Origin of the sequence: uncultured Corynebacterium sp., assembly GCF_902489365.1 — a bacterium.
GTDB lineage: Bacteria > Actinomycetota > Actinomycetes > Mycobacteriales > Mycobacteriaceae > Corynebacterium.
Genome location: NZ_CABTZR010000017.1, coordinates 24979 through 40039, shown reverse-complemented (window position 1 = coordinate 40039; position 15061 = coordinate 24979). Strand labels below are relative to the sequence as shown.

General features: G+C 62.1%; 19 protein-coding genes. 9 read left to right on the top strand and 10 right to left on the bottom strand.

Going from position 1 to position 15061, the window contains the following annotated elements; all coding sequences use genetic code 11:
• Both RDN59_RS04355 and RDN59_RS04350 read right to left on the bottom strand, forming a co-directional pair.
• On the bottom strand, positions 1-326 hold a 326-nt coding region (locus tag RDN59_RS04355; protein ID WP_308606779.1), incomplete at its 3' end, for a PadR family transcriptional regulator.
• Between the two features lie 189 nt (positions 327-515).
• Entirely contained in the window at positions 516-1268 is a 753-nt protein-coding gene (locus RDN59_RS04350; RefSeq protein WP_308606778.1) for a M23 family metallopeptidase, read from the bottom strand.
• A gap of 350 nt (positions 1269-1618) precedes the next feature.
• On the opposite strand from RDN59_RS04350, the gene RDN59_RS04345 reads away from it, so the two are divergent.
• From RDN59_RS04345 to purH, 3 genes are read left to right on the top strand one after another with little or no spacing between them, the layout of a single operon-like run.
• The gene (locus RDN59_RS04345) at positions 1619-3217 is read left to right on the top strand and encodes a DUF6350 family protein (protein WP_308606777.1); all 1599 of its coding nucleotides are present in this window, start codon (positions 1619-1621) and stop codon (positions 3215-3217) included.
• A 47-nt stretch (positions 3218-3264) separates the two neighbouring features.
• Positions 3265-3870, top strand: coding sequence for a phosphoribosylglycinamide formyltransferase (gene purN, locus RDN59_RS04340; RefSeq protein ID WP_308606776.1), 606 nt, complete (start codon positions 3265-3267; stop codon positions 3868-3870).
• 41 nt (positions 3871-3911) lie between these two features.
• The gene (purH, locus tag RDN59_RS04335; protein WP_308606775.1) at positions 3912-5444 is read left to right on the top strand and encodes a bifunctional phosphoribosylaminoimidazolecarboxamide formyltransferase/IMP cyclohydrolase; all 1533 of its coding nucleotides are present in this window, start codon (positions 3912-3914) and stop codon (positions 5442-5444) included.
• Positions 5445-5604: 160 nt separating this feature from the next.
• Here purH and RDN59_RS04330 read toward each other — a convergent pair whose 3' ends face one another.
• The gene (locus RDN59_RS04330; protein ID WP_308606774.1) at positions 5605-6420 is read right to left on the bottom strand and encodes a hypothetical protein; all 816 of its coding nucleotides are present in this window, start codon (positions 6418-6420) and stop codon (positions 5605-5607) included.
• Between the two features lie 225 nt (positions 6421-6645).
• Here RDN59_RS04330 and RDN59_RS04325 point away from each other — a divergent pair, with 225 nt between their 5' ends.
• Positions 6646-7527, top strand: coding sequence for a hypothetical protein (locus RDN59_RS04325; RefSeq protein WP_308606773.1), 882 nt, complete (start codon positions 6646-6648; stop codon positions 7525-7527).
• 17 nt (positions 7528-7544) lie between these two features.
• Positions 7545-8408: a hypothetical protein gene (locus RDN59_RS04320; RefSeq protein ID WP_308606772.1), complete on the top strand. Its 864-nt coding sequence runs from the start codon at positions 7545-7547 to the stop codon at positions 8406-8408.
• Between the two features lie 6 nt (positions 8409-8414).
• Here the strand turns inward: RDN59_RS04320 and RDN59_RS04315 are convergent, their stop codons facing one another.
• Positions 8415-9062 (bottom strand): hypothetical protein, encoded by a 648-nt coding sequence (locus tag RDN59_RS04315; RefSeq protein ID WP_308606771.1) that lies wholly within the window; start codon positions 9060-9062, stop codon positions 8415-8417.
• Positions 9063-9206: 144 nt separating this feature from the next.
• Between RDN59_RS04315 and RDN59_RS04310 the strand changes: the two genes are divergently transcribed.
• Positions 9207-10454, top strand: a complete 1248-nt coding sequence (locus RDN59_RS04310) for a protein kinase (protein ID WP_308606770.1) — start codon at positions 9207-9209, stop codon at positions 10452-10454.
• A 138-nt stretch (positions 10455-10592) separates the two neighbouring features.
• Positions 10593-11273, top strand: coding sequence for a DNA-binding response regulator (locus tag RDN59_RS04305; RefSeq protein ID WP_308606769.1), 681 nt, complete (start codon positions 10593-10595; stop codon positions 11271-11273).
• On the opposite strand, the gene RDN59_RS04300 is transcribed toward RDN59_RS04305, so the two are convergent.
• The 6 genes from RDN59_RS04300 to rpmB all read right to left on the bottom strand — a co-directional run bounded on the left by RDN59_RS04300 (position 11270) and on the right by rpmB (position 14070).
• Positions 11270-11986, bottom strand: a complete 717-nt coding sequence (locus tag RDN59_RS04300; protein WP_308606768.1) for a TetR/AcrR family transcriptional regulator — start codon at positions 11984-11986, stop codon at positions 11270-11272. The genes RDN59_RS04305 and RDN59_RS04300 overlap by 4 nt on opposite strands.
• 100 nt (positions 11987-12086) lie before the next feature.
• The gene (locus tag RDN59_RS04295; protein ID WP_308606767.1) at positions 12087-12869 is read right to left on the bottom strand and encodes a hypothetical protein; all 783 of its coding nucleotides are present in this window, start codon (positions 12867-12869) and stop codon (positions 12087-12089) included.
• Positions 12870-13087: 218 nt separating this feature from the next.
• Positions 13088-13342, bottom strand: coding sequence for a 30S ribosomal protein S18 (gene rpsR / locus RDN59_RS04290; protein ID WP_010187626.1), 255 nt, complete (start codon positions 13340-13342; stop codon positions 13088-13090).
• Positions 13343-13357: 15 nt separating this feature from the next.
• Positions 13358-13663, bottom strand: a complete 306-nt coding sequence (gene rpsN / locus RDN59_RS04285) for a 30S ribosomal protein S14 (RefSeq protein WP_010187625.1) — start codon at positions 13661-13663, stop codon at positions 13358-13360.
• A gap of 3 nt (positions 13664-13666) precedes the next feature.
• Entirely contained in the window at positions 13667-13831 is a 165-nt protein-coding gene (rpmG, locus tag RDN59_RS04280; protein WP_010187624.1) for a 50S ribosomal protein L33, read from the bottom strand.
• 2 nt (positions 13832-13833) lie between these two features.
• On the bottom strand, positions 13834-14070 hold the full coding sequence (gene rpmB / locus RDN59_RS04275) for a 50S ribosomal protein L28 (protein ID WP_010187623.1): 237 nt from the start codon (positions 14068-14070) through the stop codon (positions 13834-13836).
• Positions 14071-14568: 498 nt separating this feature from the next.
• On the opposite strand from rpmB, the gene RDN59_RS04270 reads away from it, so the two are divergent.
• Together RDN59_RS04270 and rpmF are read left to right on the top strand one after the other, a co-directional pair.
• Positions 14569-14838, top strand: coding sequence for a type B 50S ribosomal protein L31 (locus tag RDN59_RS04270; protein WP_005530151.1), 270 nt, complete (start codon positions 14569-14571; stop codon positions 14836-14838).
• A 15-nt stretch (positions 14839-14853) separates the two neighbouring features.
• A complete protein-coding gene (gene rpmF / locus RDN59_RS04265; protein ID WP_010187615.1) occupies positions 14854-15027 on the top strand; it encodes a 50S ribosomal protein L32 in 174 nt (57 codons plus the stop codon).
• Positions 15028-15061: the final 34 nt, after the last annotated feature.

The following is a 15061-nucleotide window of genomic DNA, read 5'->3' as shown; positions in this document are numbered from 1 at the left end:
GAGCGTCGTGCAGCAAGCGACACTTTGAGCACGAGCTCATCGCGCTCTATGGCGTCGTTGTGCAAGGTGGACATCCACCATTGTGAGAGTTCTTCGCGGCCAGCGGGGGTGATGGCATAGCTGGTGGCGCGCCGCCCGGTCGGGCCGGTGAGCTCACCGTCGGTGGCGATGAGGCCATCGCGCTCCAAGCGGCCCAAAGTTTGGGCGACTTGGCCCATGTTGAGCGGCCAGAGGTTGTCGAAGGTCTCAGCAAAGCGGTTTTTGATGTGGCTGGCAGTAGCGGGCTCTTCACTCAGCAGTGCAAGCACGGAATGTTTGACGGACATGGTCACCTCCTTGGCGGAGGACAAGGGAGGAAATCTTTCGGTACATACCCAGTAAGTTACTGGGTAACCTTCTGTCCGGTCAACGGTTGTGATAGGCGGGGGTGGAAAGCGGGGGAATGCACAAGGCGGTACAGGGCAACAGTGCCCTATACCGCCTTAGTGCTGGAGGAAGGATTTACAAAGCGTGGCTTAGCCGATGTTGATGCCGCGCTCTGCGAGCCACGGAATCGGATCCACGGCGCCCTCACCGGTGGGGTGAATTTCGAAGTGCAGGTGGGAACCGGTGGAAAAGCCCAGGGAGCCCATGCCGGCGATCTTCTGGCCAGCGTGCACGCGCTCGCCCACGGCGACGTCGAGGGTCTGCATGTGACCGTAGACGCTCATGGAGCCGTCATCGTGCTTGATGCGGATCCACTGGCCGTAGCCGGAGGCCGGGCCGGAGTCGATGACGGTGCCGCCCATAACGGCGAGGATGGGGGTGCCCACGGCATTTGCGATGTCAATGCCGGAGTGGAAGGAGCCCCAGCGGGGGCCGAAGCCGGAGGTGAAAGTACCCTCTGCCGGGCGGGCGATGGTTGGCGCGCGGTTCGCTTCATCGGCGGCGGCGCGGGCATCGGCGGCCTGGATAGCCTTATCGAGCTGCGTAGCCAGGTCGGCGACCGGCTTGGACTCGGCGATGGCGAGGATCTGCGGTGCTGCGTCTTCGACGGCAGCCTGCGCGCTCTTCAGCGGATCGGTATCTGCCTGCAGGGTGTAGTCGACGGACTGTGCCTTGGTTTCCCCGGTGCCAGCGGATTGGATGGTACCTGCTGCTGCGCCGCCAACGCCTGCGGTGGATACGGCACCTGCCGCAACAGTCATCACTGCCAGACGTCCCTTTGCGGTCTGTGCGGTCGTGATCTTGCGGTGGCGACCTGCGCTTCGCTGAGTCTTGCTTCGCATGAACTCTTCTTCCGTCCTCAATTCACTATCGCCTACCCAGAGTAAACGTTACGTTTCAATCTGGGTGGTTATCCGATTGTGACCTTCCTGTTACCAACGAGATGTAACAGTAGCGTCTCGGCGAATGCAGAGCAACCCAGATTGCGGTTTTTCTTCTGGATATCTGGGAAGAGCCGCACATAATGAAACGACAGCTGATTCCTGTGAATAAAGTGAATGGCTCTCCGTGGTGTCGCCGGGGCTTTCCGTGGTCGGCATGAGTAGTGCGCACTCGTGAAGTTTTTCTTTGGGGGTGCACCGCGCCATTTAGCGCTTACCTCGCCGCGCCACCCCCGGTGGGGGAGGGGGTCGTGGCAAAGTGGACGCCGATGAATAAGAACACGAGTCCCCAGTCCAGGTCGTCAGCTCGCCCACGCGCGCACGTGCGTGGGCGCGGTGATAGTGCTGAGCACTCTGAGCGCGGGCACCGCAGAGATCGTCGAGATCCAGCGCAGCGTATCAAAGGGGTCGAGTCCGACAAGGCTCGCGCCCGCCGCGCGCAGGCCCCGACCACACTCCGCGGGCGTATTCGCCGCATGCTCATCGTCGTCGGCGTTCCGAACCTCGTCGTCGTGCTGGGCATTCTCGTGGTCGCTATCGCGGCACTGCTTCTGACAAGTTCCCCGTCGGCGTGGTTGCCCACCATCGTCGGGGAGGCGTGGATGGTCTTTAACCTTGCGCCTATTCGCGCGGGCGGTATTGACGTGGGATTTATCCCGGTTCTGCCTGCGCTGCTCCTAGCCTGGCTGGTGGGGCGGCGCGTGCGGGCGGCGGTTAAGGATAAGGCAAGCATTAATGACCTCATCGTTGTGAGCGCGTGCGTGTTGCTGGTTCCCCTAGTCCTCACTGTCATCGCATGGCTGATGCTGTGGGACGCTGGCAAGGTTTACGATGTTTCCCCTCCGGAGCTGTACCGTGTGCTTCCCCGCATGTTGTTATTGCATGCGGTCGCCCTCATCGGTGGAATGGGCCCGCGCTTGTGGAAGGCCCTAGCCAAGCGCAGCGGTGTCCCCCGCGTGTTCGTCGATGCCGCCCAGATAGGCTTGAGCTACCTCGGATACCTTTTTGCTGCTGGTTTCATTCTCGTGGTGGTCTTGTGGGGAGTCGGTTGGTCGCGTCAATCAGAGATGCTCGCCGAGTATCCAGTCCTTAATGCACTGGGAACCGCCGGTCTTTTCCTGCTGAGCGTTCTCTATCTCCCAAACGCTGCCGTTGCTGCGGGAGCGGTCCTGAGCGGTTCGGAGCTGCACATCGGTGAAGGCACCAGCGTGAGCCTCTTTAGCGGCCACGTGGTTCCGCTTCCACCGCTGCCGTTGGCTGCCGCAGTTCCACCGTCTATTAGTTCCTGGGCTGCTGTCCTGCTCATTGTTTCCGCCGTTGCGGCAGTGGTGGCGTTTTACCGTCGCCGTGCACTGGTCTCCTTCCAGGTTGCGCTCGTGGCTACCGTTACCGCCGCGGTAACCGCTCTCGTGGCTGTGTACGGCGTGTCCGGCGCGCTGGGGGTGTACGGCTACACAGGTCCCGAGGTATGGACCGCGGTGGGCCTGAGCTGTCTATGGTGCCTAGTCGTGGGGTGTGCAGTCGCAACGGCACAGGCAGTGACGTCGTGGCGTGCGCGCCGCGCGGCTGCCACGGAGGCTGCCCCTGAAGCGCCCACAGAGACTGAAAAGACCGTGCAAACACCCGTCAACACGGCGAATGCTGTGCCGGTTTCTGCCTTGCTTGACGACGCTTCCGACGCCGCCGTTGCCCCAGAACCCACGACCGAGACCGAGCCTGAATCCGAGGATGACGTGGAAGAGGACAGCGAGCCGGAGACCGAGGCCGAGGGGGACGACGAGCAACCAGTCGAGGATGCAGAACCAGAGGAAGAAGACGTGTCTGAGGCAGAGGACGAGGCCCCCCTCTAAGGAGTAAAATTCCCCGGTTCAGGGCGGCAGCGGCTAGGCTGTAGCGCGTGACTACACCGCACCAGCCCGCTGCTTCTGCCCGCCTTAACGTCGTGGTTCTTGTTTCTGGAACCGGCTCTTTGCTCCAGGCCATCCTCGATGGCCAGGATGAGCGCTATGGCGTCGTGAAGGTCGTCGCGGACGTGCCCTGTCAAGGCATTGAGCGCGCGCAGGCGGCGGGAATCGCCACCGAGGTCGTAGAGATGGGTGCTAACCGCGCCGAATGGAATAAGCGTCTGGTTGCTGCAGTGGATTCTGCGCAACCAGACGTTGTTGTTTCTGCAGGGTTTATGAAGATCCTGGGGAAGGATTTTCTGGATCGCTTCGAAGGTCGCACCATCAATACCCACCCCGCGCTCTTGCCCGCCTTCAAAGGCGCGCACGGCGTGCGCGATGCGCTGGCTTATGACGCCAAGGTCACAGGCTCGACCGTCCACTTCGTAGATGCCGGCGTCGATACCGGCGCCATCATTGCCCAAGAGCCCGTGCGGGTCTTGCCTGGGGATGATGAGGCCAGCTTGCACGAGCGCATCAAAGTGGTCGAAAGAGAACTCATCGTTGCCGTCCTTCGCGCCACGCGCGTGAAGGGCGAGGAACTCAGTATTCAGCTCTAACTACCTCTCATTACCGCAAGGAAGGCTTAAGTCCCCGTACCATGAGCGAAGATCGTAAGAACATCAAGCGCGCACTCATCAGCGTGTACGACAAAACCGGGTTGGAGGACCTTGCCCGGTCCCTGGATAAGGCCGGCGTGGAGATCGTTTCCACCGGTTCCACCGCGAAGAAGATCGCGGACTTGGGCATTGAGGTCACGCCCGTCGAGAAGCTCACCGGCTTCCCGGAGTGCCTCGAGGGTCGAGTCAAGACTTTGCACCCGCGCGTGCACGCGGGGATCTTGGCGGATACCCGCAAGGAGGACCACCTGAAGCAGCTGGAGGAGCTGGAGGTGGATCCGTTCCAGCTCGTCGTGGTGAATCTGTACCCCTTCCGTGAGACGGTAGCTTCTGGCGCAGACTTTGATGGCTGCGTGGAACAGATCGATATCGGTGGACCGTCCATGGTGCGCGCGGCTGCCAAGAACCACCCGTCTGTTGCTGTGGTTGTGGATCCGGCTCGCTACGGTGAGGTGGCTGACGCGGTGGCCAACGGCGGCTTTACCTTGGAGCAGCGCCGCGGTCTGGCCCGCGATGCCTTCCTGCACACCGCTGATTATGACGCCGCGGTGTCCGCCTGGTTCGTCGAGCAGCTCAGCGACGGTGACGTGACCACCCCGCTGCGCTACGGCGAGAACTCTCACCAGAAGGCAACCGTGACCCGCATCGGTACCACTGGTTTGGCCAACGCGAAGCAGTTCAACGGCAAGGAGATGAGCTACAACAACTACCAGGATGCCGACGCCGCCTGGCGCGCCGCCTGGGATCACGAGCGCCCGTGCGTGGCCATCATCAAGCACGCCAACCCGTGCGGCATTGCGGTGTCTGAGGAGTCCATCGCGGCTGCTCACCGCGCGGCCCACGCCTGCGACCCGATGTCCGCTTTCGGCGGCGTTATTGCTGTGAACCGCGAGGTCACCGTGGAGATGGCCGAGCAGGTTAAGGAGATTTTCACCGAGGTTATTGTGGCTCCGTCCTACGAGGAAGGCGCCATCGAGGTCCTCAAGACCAAGAAGAACCTGCGCGTGCTGCAGGCAGAGTATGAAGCGCCGAAGGAGGAAGTTAAGTTCATTTCCGGCGGCGTGCTCACCCAAGAGCCGGATACCTATCAGGCAGAGGGCGATAACCCGGCCAACTGGACCCTCGCTGCGGGCGAGGCCCTCAACGAATCCGATCTTGCGCAGCTCGACTTCGCCTGGCGCTCAGTTCGTGCGGTGAAGTCCAACGCCATCCTGTTGGCCAAGGACAACGCCACCGTGGGCGTGGGCATGGGCCAGGTCAACCGTGTGGATTCCGCCAAGCTCGCTGTCGAGCGCGCCAACACGCTGGCCGACGGTGCCAACCGCACCGAAGGTTCCTTCGCTGCTTCCGATGCCTTCTTCCCATTTGCCGATGGCCTGGAGGTGCTTCTCGACGCCGGCGTGAAGGCCGTCGTGCAGCCGGGTGGCTCCATCCGCGATGAAGAGGTCATCGAGGCCGCCAAGAAGGCCGGAGTGACCATGTACTTCACCGGCACTCGCCACTTCTTCCACTAAGCCTGGTGGCGGCTTTCGCATGCACGGGAGTTTTCCCTAGAGGACAACAACTGCCCTAAACGACGAAGTTATGCGCCGCCACCGCGGGCGAGTTCAGAGCCTATAACTTTGGCAACTAGGGCAGCTTCGGCGCTACTGCGTGATGGCCTGACGGTGCGCGTTACTGCGCGTGGAGGGAAGCCACCGCGAAGCCAGTGTTGTCCGCGGGATTGCCGCTGGCGTCCTTATAAGTAAAAGTAAAGCGCAGTTCCTGGTGGTCTGCGATGTTGATGGGCATCTCGAGGGCTTCCTCTGCCGGAACCTCGAAGGAGGCCAGTTCAGCACCGTCAGCGCCGTTGACGGTGACGGTGGCGCTGGCAACGTCCGTATTCTCGCGGTCATCACTGAACCCAAAGACAGCGATAAGTTGGCTGTGTCCTTCGCTCAGCTGCACGTCAGCGATGTTGGTGCTGCCGGACTGCGAGACATAGGAATCCGGGAAGGACGTGCGGGCAATGACTACGCCGCCTGCTTCCAAGTCGGTATCGATGCGCGCGGACGCAGCGAGTGGTGTTCCCGGGAGCATGGCTGTAGCTGTCGGCTCAGGGGCGGCACCAGCCTGCGAAGCCTCGGAGGACTCGCGGCCCCAGATAAACCACGCGCCCACACCGAGGACCACGGCCAGCACGATGAATAGGGAAATCAGCGCCGCAATAGCGCCGCTGAAACGCCCCTTGCCTTGTGGAGCAGGCGCGGAGTACTGGGACGGTTGTGGTTGGGGCGGTGGTGTGGGCGCGCCACCGCCGAAGGAGTCCGGCGCGGGGGTACCTGTGGGCTGCCCACCAAACGGAGGTGTGTTGCCAAAACCACCCGGGCGAGCCCGTGGCTGGCCGGGTGGAACGGGAGAACCGCCGGGGCGGCCAAACCCGGGGGAACCGAAGCCGGAAGGGCCGGAGTTATGCGGCGGCGTGCCCGAAGGGCCGGTAGGAAAAGTCATGGCGGGAGAATAACAGCCTTTCCGTGCGCAGGAAGGTGGAGCAAAGAGGTACTTCTAACAATCTAAACTCTGTGACACCGTCCGTGTGGTGTGAGAGACACTCCCGTGGGAGTACTCCCCACCGCGTGCGAGCGCCGCCGTCACCAGTGCGGCTGTGTAAAGATAGTAAAGATAGAAACATGCCCACAGGGCGCACTCGACATGTCTAGATCTACGGAGGCCTCGGTGACTGATTCAGATCGCAACCACGGATTCGGCTCCCAACACCCGCAAGGAAATGGTGGCCAGCCACAGCCTTCCCGCAAGGAAACTCACCCGGACACTGTGGATTTTGAGGCCCCGCCTACCCAGCAACGCCCCGTGCACCCTCAGGCCTTCCCACAGGAAGGTGAGCGCAACTACTCCAACCCCTTCGCCCAATCCGGAGCGCAAGGCAACTACGCCCAGCAGCAGTTTCCCACCCAGCAATTCCCGCCTCAGTCAGCACCGCAGGGCGGTGGCCAGTATGAACAACAACCGGTTGCCTACTCCACTGCCTACCCGGAGAGCGCGTCGGCACACCGTGGTTCCGGCAACGGCGGAAAGTATGTGCTCATCGCCGTGCTGATCCTGGCGGTGCTGCTCGTCATTGCCGCGCTGGCCTACCTTATCTTCTTTAAAAATAGCGGCACGGGAACTCAGGCTGATGCACCCCTGACCACCGCGGCGCAGCTCACCGAGGACAACGCCGACACCCAGGAGACGGCCTCCGCGGCGGATGAGGCGGAAACGACCACGGAGGAAACTACGACGAGCTCCGCCTCGCAGAAACGCCCGGAGCACCCCGACTTGCCTGCGGGGGCGATACCGGCGAACGACGCCGCGCGGAATAATGAGCCCGGTGGCAACTTCAACAGCGTCTACCGCGGCACTGAGGTGACGTCGGAGCCATTCGCCAACGCTGTGCGTGACGAGTACGTCAAGCACTGGGTGGATACCCGCGAGTACGACGCCACGATTGAGGCCTACAGCCCACGGACCCACCAGAACTACACAATGGATTGCTCCGATAATGGCGAATTTGTTACCTGCACCGGCGGTAACAACGCGGTTGTGTACATCCTCTAATGCACAGGCGGTCAACGATGAAACAAGCAGCAGCACGGGTGGTGATCGCGGGGATCGCGGTGGCGTCGCTGAGCGCCTGCACCATCGGCGATGTCTCCGCGCCGGAGCAATCCACGGCAGCGAGCAGCCCCCAGCCCACCCTGCCTGAGTCCACCCCCGAAAAGGAGCCACCCGTGATTCAGGCCTCCGACATCCACGAAGCCCTCGAAGCCATCGCGGCAGACAATCCGGGGACCGGAATCGCCGTGGCCGGCGCAGATACCGTCGCCGCAGCCGGCATGACAGACCCTCAGTCCGCATGGTCCACGGCGAAGGTGCCGCTGGCCATTGCTGCCGAGCGTGCCGGCGTGGCCGATGCGGAGACCGTGTCGCGGGCGATTACCTTTTCCGATAATGCCGCGGCCGATTCCCTCTGGGAGGCACTCGGTGGGGGTGAGCAAGCCGCACAGGCAACCCAGGAGATCATCGGCACGGCAACCGTCCCCGCCACGCCACCGCGCCCCGGCTTTAGTGCATTTGGCCAAACGCAGTGGCCGGTAGCCGAGCAAGCAGAGTTTGTCGCCGCCCTGGGCTGCCAGCAGGGAACTGACCCCGTTCTGGCAGCCATGGGCCAGCCCGATCCCGCACAGCAGTATGGGCTGGGCACCCTCGAAGGATCAGTCATGAAGGGCGGCTGGGGCCCAGCCGCGGACGGGGCCTATGAAGCCCGCCAGATGGGGCTTATCCCGCTGGGCGGGCACACGGTGGCGGTTGCCATCTATGCCAAGGCCGAGTCCGGGGACTACGGAGAAGCCCAGCAGATGCTCACGCGCCTGGTCAAGCAGCTCGCCGCCGCCGAGGTGGAATGGCCCGATGCAGGGTGTCAGCAAGGCGCGGTCTAAGGACCCTTAGCGCGGCCAGTAGTCCTCGAAGGCCCCCGCCTCGCCATCGATGTCATAGTCCGTGCCGCGGATGGTGAGCACGGAACCGGTGTCCTCGCCACTGGTGGGATCGAGGATGGAGGCGCTAAAGGAGCTGCCCTCACCGCGGGCTGGTCCGAAGGCGGCACCGCTAGACCACACGCCGCGGTAGAAGAGCGAGTCCTGCTTTTCGCAGATAACGATGTGCGAAACCGGATCGGAGCCTGCGGCGGCGAAGACCATGTCCTCGCCCTGCTGACAACGCGCCTCCGGGTAGTCGGACCAGCCGGCGGCAGTAAGGCCCTCCGGGACGTCGGCAGCCCCGGGACTCGCTGAGGTCTCTGATGCTTCCTCGCTCGGAGCGACTTCCGTGTCCTCTTCTTCGGCGTCTTCTGGTGCGGTTTCTTCCGGGGAAACGGGGGCCTGCTCCGAGGATTCGGCGGTACTGGGGGTTTCCTGGCCGGTGGAGCGGACGTGATTCCAGATCACGGCACCGGAAATCAGGAGTGCGATGAGGATGGCGATCGCGCAGATGATCGGTACGAGGTTGCGCTGTTCGGGCTGGGGCTGCTGAGGTCGGCCCGGTGCAGGGGTTTCGTGTTCGTAGGGGTTAGTGCCAAATCCTGGGGTGGTCATAGGGTCCTTGGAAAACTATAGAGAACAACAGGTAGCATAACTGGCTCCCGCGTGCCTGACTGAACCACGGTGAAGTCCCCTCCATTTGGGGGCGATGGGACATGGCACCCTCATGCTTGGTTGTGCATATGGTGCAATGGGGCGGTGACTAATTCCTACTTCGTGCAATGGCTGACCCAGCAGAAGCGGTATACCACCGTGTACCTGCTGGGGGAAGGCGGCATGGGGCAGGTCTTCCATGCCACCGATCCGGATCTTTCTCGTGAGCTTGCGGTCAAGGTGCTGCTGGATGATGTCCGCGATGAAGCCTCCCGCGCCCGCTTCAACAACGAAATGAAGGCGCTGACCAAGATTGGCAGCCACCCGGGAGTGGTCCAGTTCTATTCCAAAGAGTCCACGCCGCGCGGCGATGACGTCATGGTGATGGCGTTTATCGACGGCGGAACGTTGGCCCACGCCATCCGCGAACGGGCCCAAAATGGCCGGGGGTTTAGCGTGGCTGAGGTGGTCTACTACCTCACGCCGATTGCGTCGGCGCTGGACTACATGCACCACGAGCTACACCCCGGGTGGGTGCACCGCGATATCAAGCCCGCCAATATCCTGTTGCGCAACAACCCGGGCAGCCTGCCGCCTGCCGTGCTCAGTGATTTCGGGATCAGCATCGAAGAGGGGCAATCCCGTCTGACGCAGGTTGGCCACATCGTGGGCACTGAAAAGTACCTGGCCCCGGAGAATAATGGTTATGCCTACGGCGATGACGATGTGTCGGCACGCGCGGATGACTACTCGCTAGCGCTTATTGCATTCGAGATGCTCACGCTGCATCACCTCAAGGACACGATGCCGCGCAGTGAGTGGGAAGGGCAGCGACGCATCCCGGACTTGTCCAGTGATGCTTTCACTGCGGTCCTCGCGAAGGACACTGCACGGGTGGTGGCGCAGGTACAGACTGTCCTGAACAAGGCGCTGGATAGCGTGCCCATGCAGCGTTTTGCGCGCGCCCAGGATTTCATCGCCGCGCTTGACGACGTCTCCCGATCCCAGCCCACCACCAACCGGGCGCCGGAATCTGTGCAGCCACAGCAGGCAAAGACCCCTGGGCAGCCGACGCAACACTGGCCGCGACCTGCCGGTTCCTTTGGGTCTGTCGAGCAGGCCATGCCGACCGGTTTTGTGGCTCCCGCTAACCCGGTCGCCTCACCCGGGACGGTATCTCCCTCCACGCCGGTGACTCCTGCGGTACCGGGGGCTACCGTTCACAAGCGTGCCGCGGCGAAGCCTAGAGCTGCCAAACCAGCTGCAAAGGATAATCAGAATGCTCTGATCATCACAGTCACCATTGTTGTCATCATCCTCATTTTCGTGGTGACATGGGCCATCGTGTCCTAGTCCCCAACAAGCTGGGGGCAAGCGGCTTGTCCCCGCAGTACTGTGGTGAGAGCCGCTACACTGTAGGGCATTGTTGAGGCATATCGCCGAGCCGAAAAGCGATGTGCGCGAATCGTCCAGCCGCCTACGGAGGTGTCCATGAGCCAGCAACAGCCACTCCCATCGCACGACGCGACTCGGGGACCCAGGTTGCGCATCGATGATCTGATCGGCGGCGTGCTGGTCATGGCGCCGGGTGAGGAAGTCGTCGTCGGCCGCGCTGGTGACTTCCGGATCGGCGAGGGGGACCTCACCCTGCACCGTCAACTTTTCCAACTGTGGTACGGCGGTCAAGGCTGGATGATCTGCAACGTAGGCAGCCACATTCCGCTGCGCATCGAACTGCGCGGGGTTAAGGGATTCTCCCGCATTGATCTCGGCCCGCGCTCGGTGGCGGCCGTGCCACCGGGCCCGTCACGGATTACGTTTGAAACCCCGGAATGTCCCTACGAGCTCTACATCGATGTCGAAAACAGCAACTACTCGCGCCGGACTAAGCGCGAGCAGGACCTCGATGAGGAGCGCACCCGCACCCGCCATGTGCCCAACGATGAGCAGGAGGAGCTACTGCGCCAGCTAGCCAGCTACCTCAAGAAGCCGGGCTCGACTGATGCCGATATCCCCTCGGTGCGCGAGATTGCTGAGGCTCTGGACTGGACCGAGAAGAAAACCAACCACAAGATGGATCGCCTCGTGGACAGTCTTCGGGCGGACGGCGAAAAGGCCTATAAACCGTATAAGACCTTCTTGGCGCATTACGCCATCCGGCACGGTCGTTAGCGCGTCGTCTTCTTGCGGTCGGCTGCGGCAGCGGCAGCTGCCGAGATGGAGTCGTTGCGGTTCTTCAGCAGCTCCAAGGTAGTCGCTTCTGCATCCTCGGGAGGGGTGGTGCCGAGGACGGCTAGGGCGGCGTCGGCAAGCATGGCGGATTGCTCCGGCACGCGCTGCGAGGCGTCGAAAGGCGCGGTGCCATCGTTGGGACGCATCTCAATAACGGAGAGCGCGATGTGGAAAGGAAGCTCGACGCGCGGGTCATCATCACCAACAATGCCAGCGGCGGCAATGCGGAAGTGATCCTTGAGGCGGTCACGCTGCTCGTGATATTCGCCGAATTCGGGGGAGTTAGCCACCGGAAGCTGGTACAGGCGGCCCACGTTCCACGCCGAAGTCAAGAGCAGGCGGGACTCCGCGGCCACCAGGGACCACAGGCGCTGCGCCGGCGCGGCATCCGAGGCCGCTAGCTCCTCCGCTAGCTCGAGAGAGGGCTCGATGGTGGAATTCAGCAGGGTGAGGAAGATATCCGTCTTGGAAGGGAAGTGATAGTACAGCGATGCCTGCCGGATACCGACGGCATCGGCGATCTGGTGCGTCGAGGTTGTCGCAAAGCCCTGGGTGGTGAAGAGCTCGGATGAGGCATCCAGGATTTCCTCGCGCGCGGTGTTTCCCCGGCGGCGTGGGCTATTCTTCCTTGGCCTGCCAACGCTACCTGCCATGAGGCGGACTCCCTTCGATAAAATTCACGTAATAACTGACGGCAAGTCAGTAATCGTACACCCCGCCGCGAACGGCGTTCGTCAAAGCGTCGCTTTGACTTCAGCTAACCACATTACCGTGCCGGATCATGATGGATTCGACGGCAGCGGAGACTGTGCGGCACGCCGAGCCGTAGGCAGTGCGGTCCAATGGCGGAAGGTCTTCGAGAATAACGCTGTGCTTGTCGACGCCCTCGTACCACCGCCCCAATTCCAGCGCGATGCCCGTGCCCCACGCCAGGCTCAGGCCTTCTGCCTCGGCCGCGGTGAGCAATTCGCGTTCCACGCCAATGGCAAGGCGGTCAGGGGTGGGGCGAGGAGCCGGCGCTGCCCAGCGGGCGATGGCCGAAACGGGGGCGAGTAGGGAACGGCGAATGGACACCTCGGCGGAGCGGTCCGGCAGTCCATCCACGAGCTTGAGGGGCGCTGGCCGCTGCGATACAGCCTCGGCATAGAGTTCCTCCTCGCCGCCGGTGCCCAGCGGCAGGCCGGCATCAGCGCGAGTTGAGGCGCATTCCGCGACTGCGCCGCAGGGCAAGCCAGCCTCGATGATGACCTGCTCCAGCTGCTCGTCGGCGCCCAGCCAGGTGATGGGAAGTGAAGGGAGAAGATCCCCGCGGGCGGCAGCGCCTGTCAGCCGCACAGGGCTAGCAAGACCTGGGGAGCGAACAATATCGGTGACCACGCGGGAAAACCACGCCGCAAGCTCGACCTCGTCAGCCCGGTGGGCGGTGGCATTGCGCAGAAGGTCCTGGGCTTCTTCCAATAGTCCACGCGCATGGGCGGGGGAGTGGCAGTGGGCGGCTAGTTCGCTGAGATCGGTGAGGGATTCGTGCAGCGGCATCAGGTGTTAGTTGCCTTTCCGTCAGGGGCTTTCTAGCTCTTCAATGTAGCACTGGGAATTTGTGGGGCGGCAGAGCAACTGCCCCAACCGCGAAAACGACGACCGCCGCCTGCCTGCCCCGAGGTGGGGGAGGAGGCGGCGGCCTGAAAGCTCTTTTGTCCTGTCCTAGTGAGTCACGAGTACAGCGGCAAAAGTGCGCTGTTGAAACCAGCTAGTGTTTAGCGGGACGTGAACGGCAGGAGAGCCATTTCGCGTGCGTTCTTGACTGCAGTAGCAACCTGACGCTGCTGCTGCGGGGTCAGACCGGTGACGCGACGGGAGCGGATCTTGCCGCGGTCGGAGATGAACAGACGCAGGGTCTTGATCTCCTTGTAGTCAACCTTCTCAATGCCCTCGGCCTTGAGCGGGTTCTTCTTCGGGCGGCGGGTCTGCTCCATACGGAACTTCTTGTGATTATTACGCTTGACAGCCATTGTATGGGTACCCCTTTACCAGCTGGACTTGCGAACGCCCGGCAGCTCACCACGGTGAGCCATGCCGCGCATACGGACACGGGACAGACCGAACTTGCGGAGGTAACCGCGCGGACGTCCATCAGCGGAGTCGCGGTTACGGACGCGGACGCGGGCGGCGTCGCGCGGCTGACGGTTCAGCTCGAACTGCGCCTCGAGGCGCTCTTCGTCCGGGGTGTTCGGGTTCTTGATGATTGCCTTGAGCTCAGCGCGACGCTCCGCGTAGCGGGCGACGATTTCCTTGCGCTGCTCGTTCTTGGCGATCTTTGACTTCTTAGCCATAAATTATCGCTCCTCGCGGAATTCGACGTGCTTGCGGACGATCGGATCGAACTTCTTCAGGGTGATGCGATCCGGGTTGTTGCGCTTGTTCTTACGGGTCACGTAGGTGTAGCCAGTGCCCGCAGTGGACTTCAGTTTGATGATTGGACGGATGTCATTACGTGCCATCTTTAGATCTTCTCCCCACGTGCGCGAATCTTAGCCACGACGGACTCGATGCCATCGCGGTCGATGATCTTCATGCCCTTGGTGGAAACGGTCAGGGTGATGGTACGGCCCTCAGAGGGCAGGTAGTACCGACGACGCTGCACGTTGGGGTTCCAACGGCGCGAGGTGCGGCGGTGCGAGTGCGAGACCTGCTTGCCGAATTCCGGCTTGCGGCCCGTTACCTGGCAAATAGCCGACATGGGTCTTCTTTCTCCTAGCCGCCCACATCGAAAGCGACTAACGGAGTGCCTATTCCGCGGTGAGGCGCGGCGCTCGAAAAGTGAGGTTGAGCAGGAGGCTTAATCCGTTGAACACCAGTTGATGAGGGCGTAAAACGATTACTTTGACAACAGCAAGGGGAAATCTTACATGCCACAGCCTGCAGAACCTAATCACCGCCGGCATGCGGGCCGGTGTGGATACCTCTGATTTATACCTGATTTATGGCGCGTTCCTGCCGAAGGGGCAGGTGACGGGCGTGGATGTGGATTGTGTCGGACAGAGCTCGGCGGAGGCTGCCAGAGCGATTTCGGTTTTAATGCTGGTGGCCTGTAGGATATGTCGAGTTGTCGGCACGAGCCGCACAGTTTGTAAGTATAGAGACCCAACTCGGGCACGATCCTTTCACACTTCCTTCCACGCCGGAGAAGTGTTGCGGAAGGAACCGACCCGTAGTTCAACCCTGAGGGAATCGACATATGAAGAAAGATATCCACCCGGATTACCACCCGGTGGTCTTCAAGGACGCCGGTACCGGCCACTCCTTCCTGACCAAGTCCACCGCTACCTCCGATCGCACTGTTGAGTGGGAAGACGGCAACGAGTACCCGCTCATCGTCGTTGACGTCACCGCTGAGTCCCACCCGTTCTGGACCGGTGCCCAGCGCGTTATGGATACCGCTGGCCGCGTTGAGAAGTTCAACCAGCGCTTCGGTGCAATGGCTCGCCGCAAGAAGAAGAACGCGTAAGGAGGATAGGAAAAGATGGCAACTCCTAAGTTTAAGAAGTCCCGCGCGAACACCCACTCTCGCCGTTCCCAGTGGAAGGCTGATAACGTCGCCCTCCAGGAGGTCACCATCGACGGCCAGACCGTGCGCATCCCGCGCCGTCTGGTGAAGGCCGCCAAGCTCGGCCTAGTCGACGTGGAGCAGTTCTAAGGCTTTCTAAGCCTAAACGCTGCGATTAGTGCCC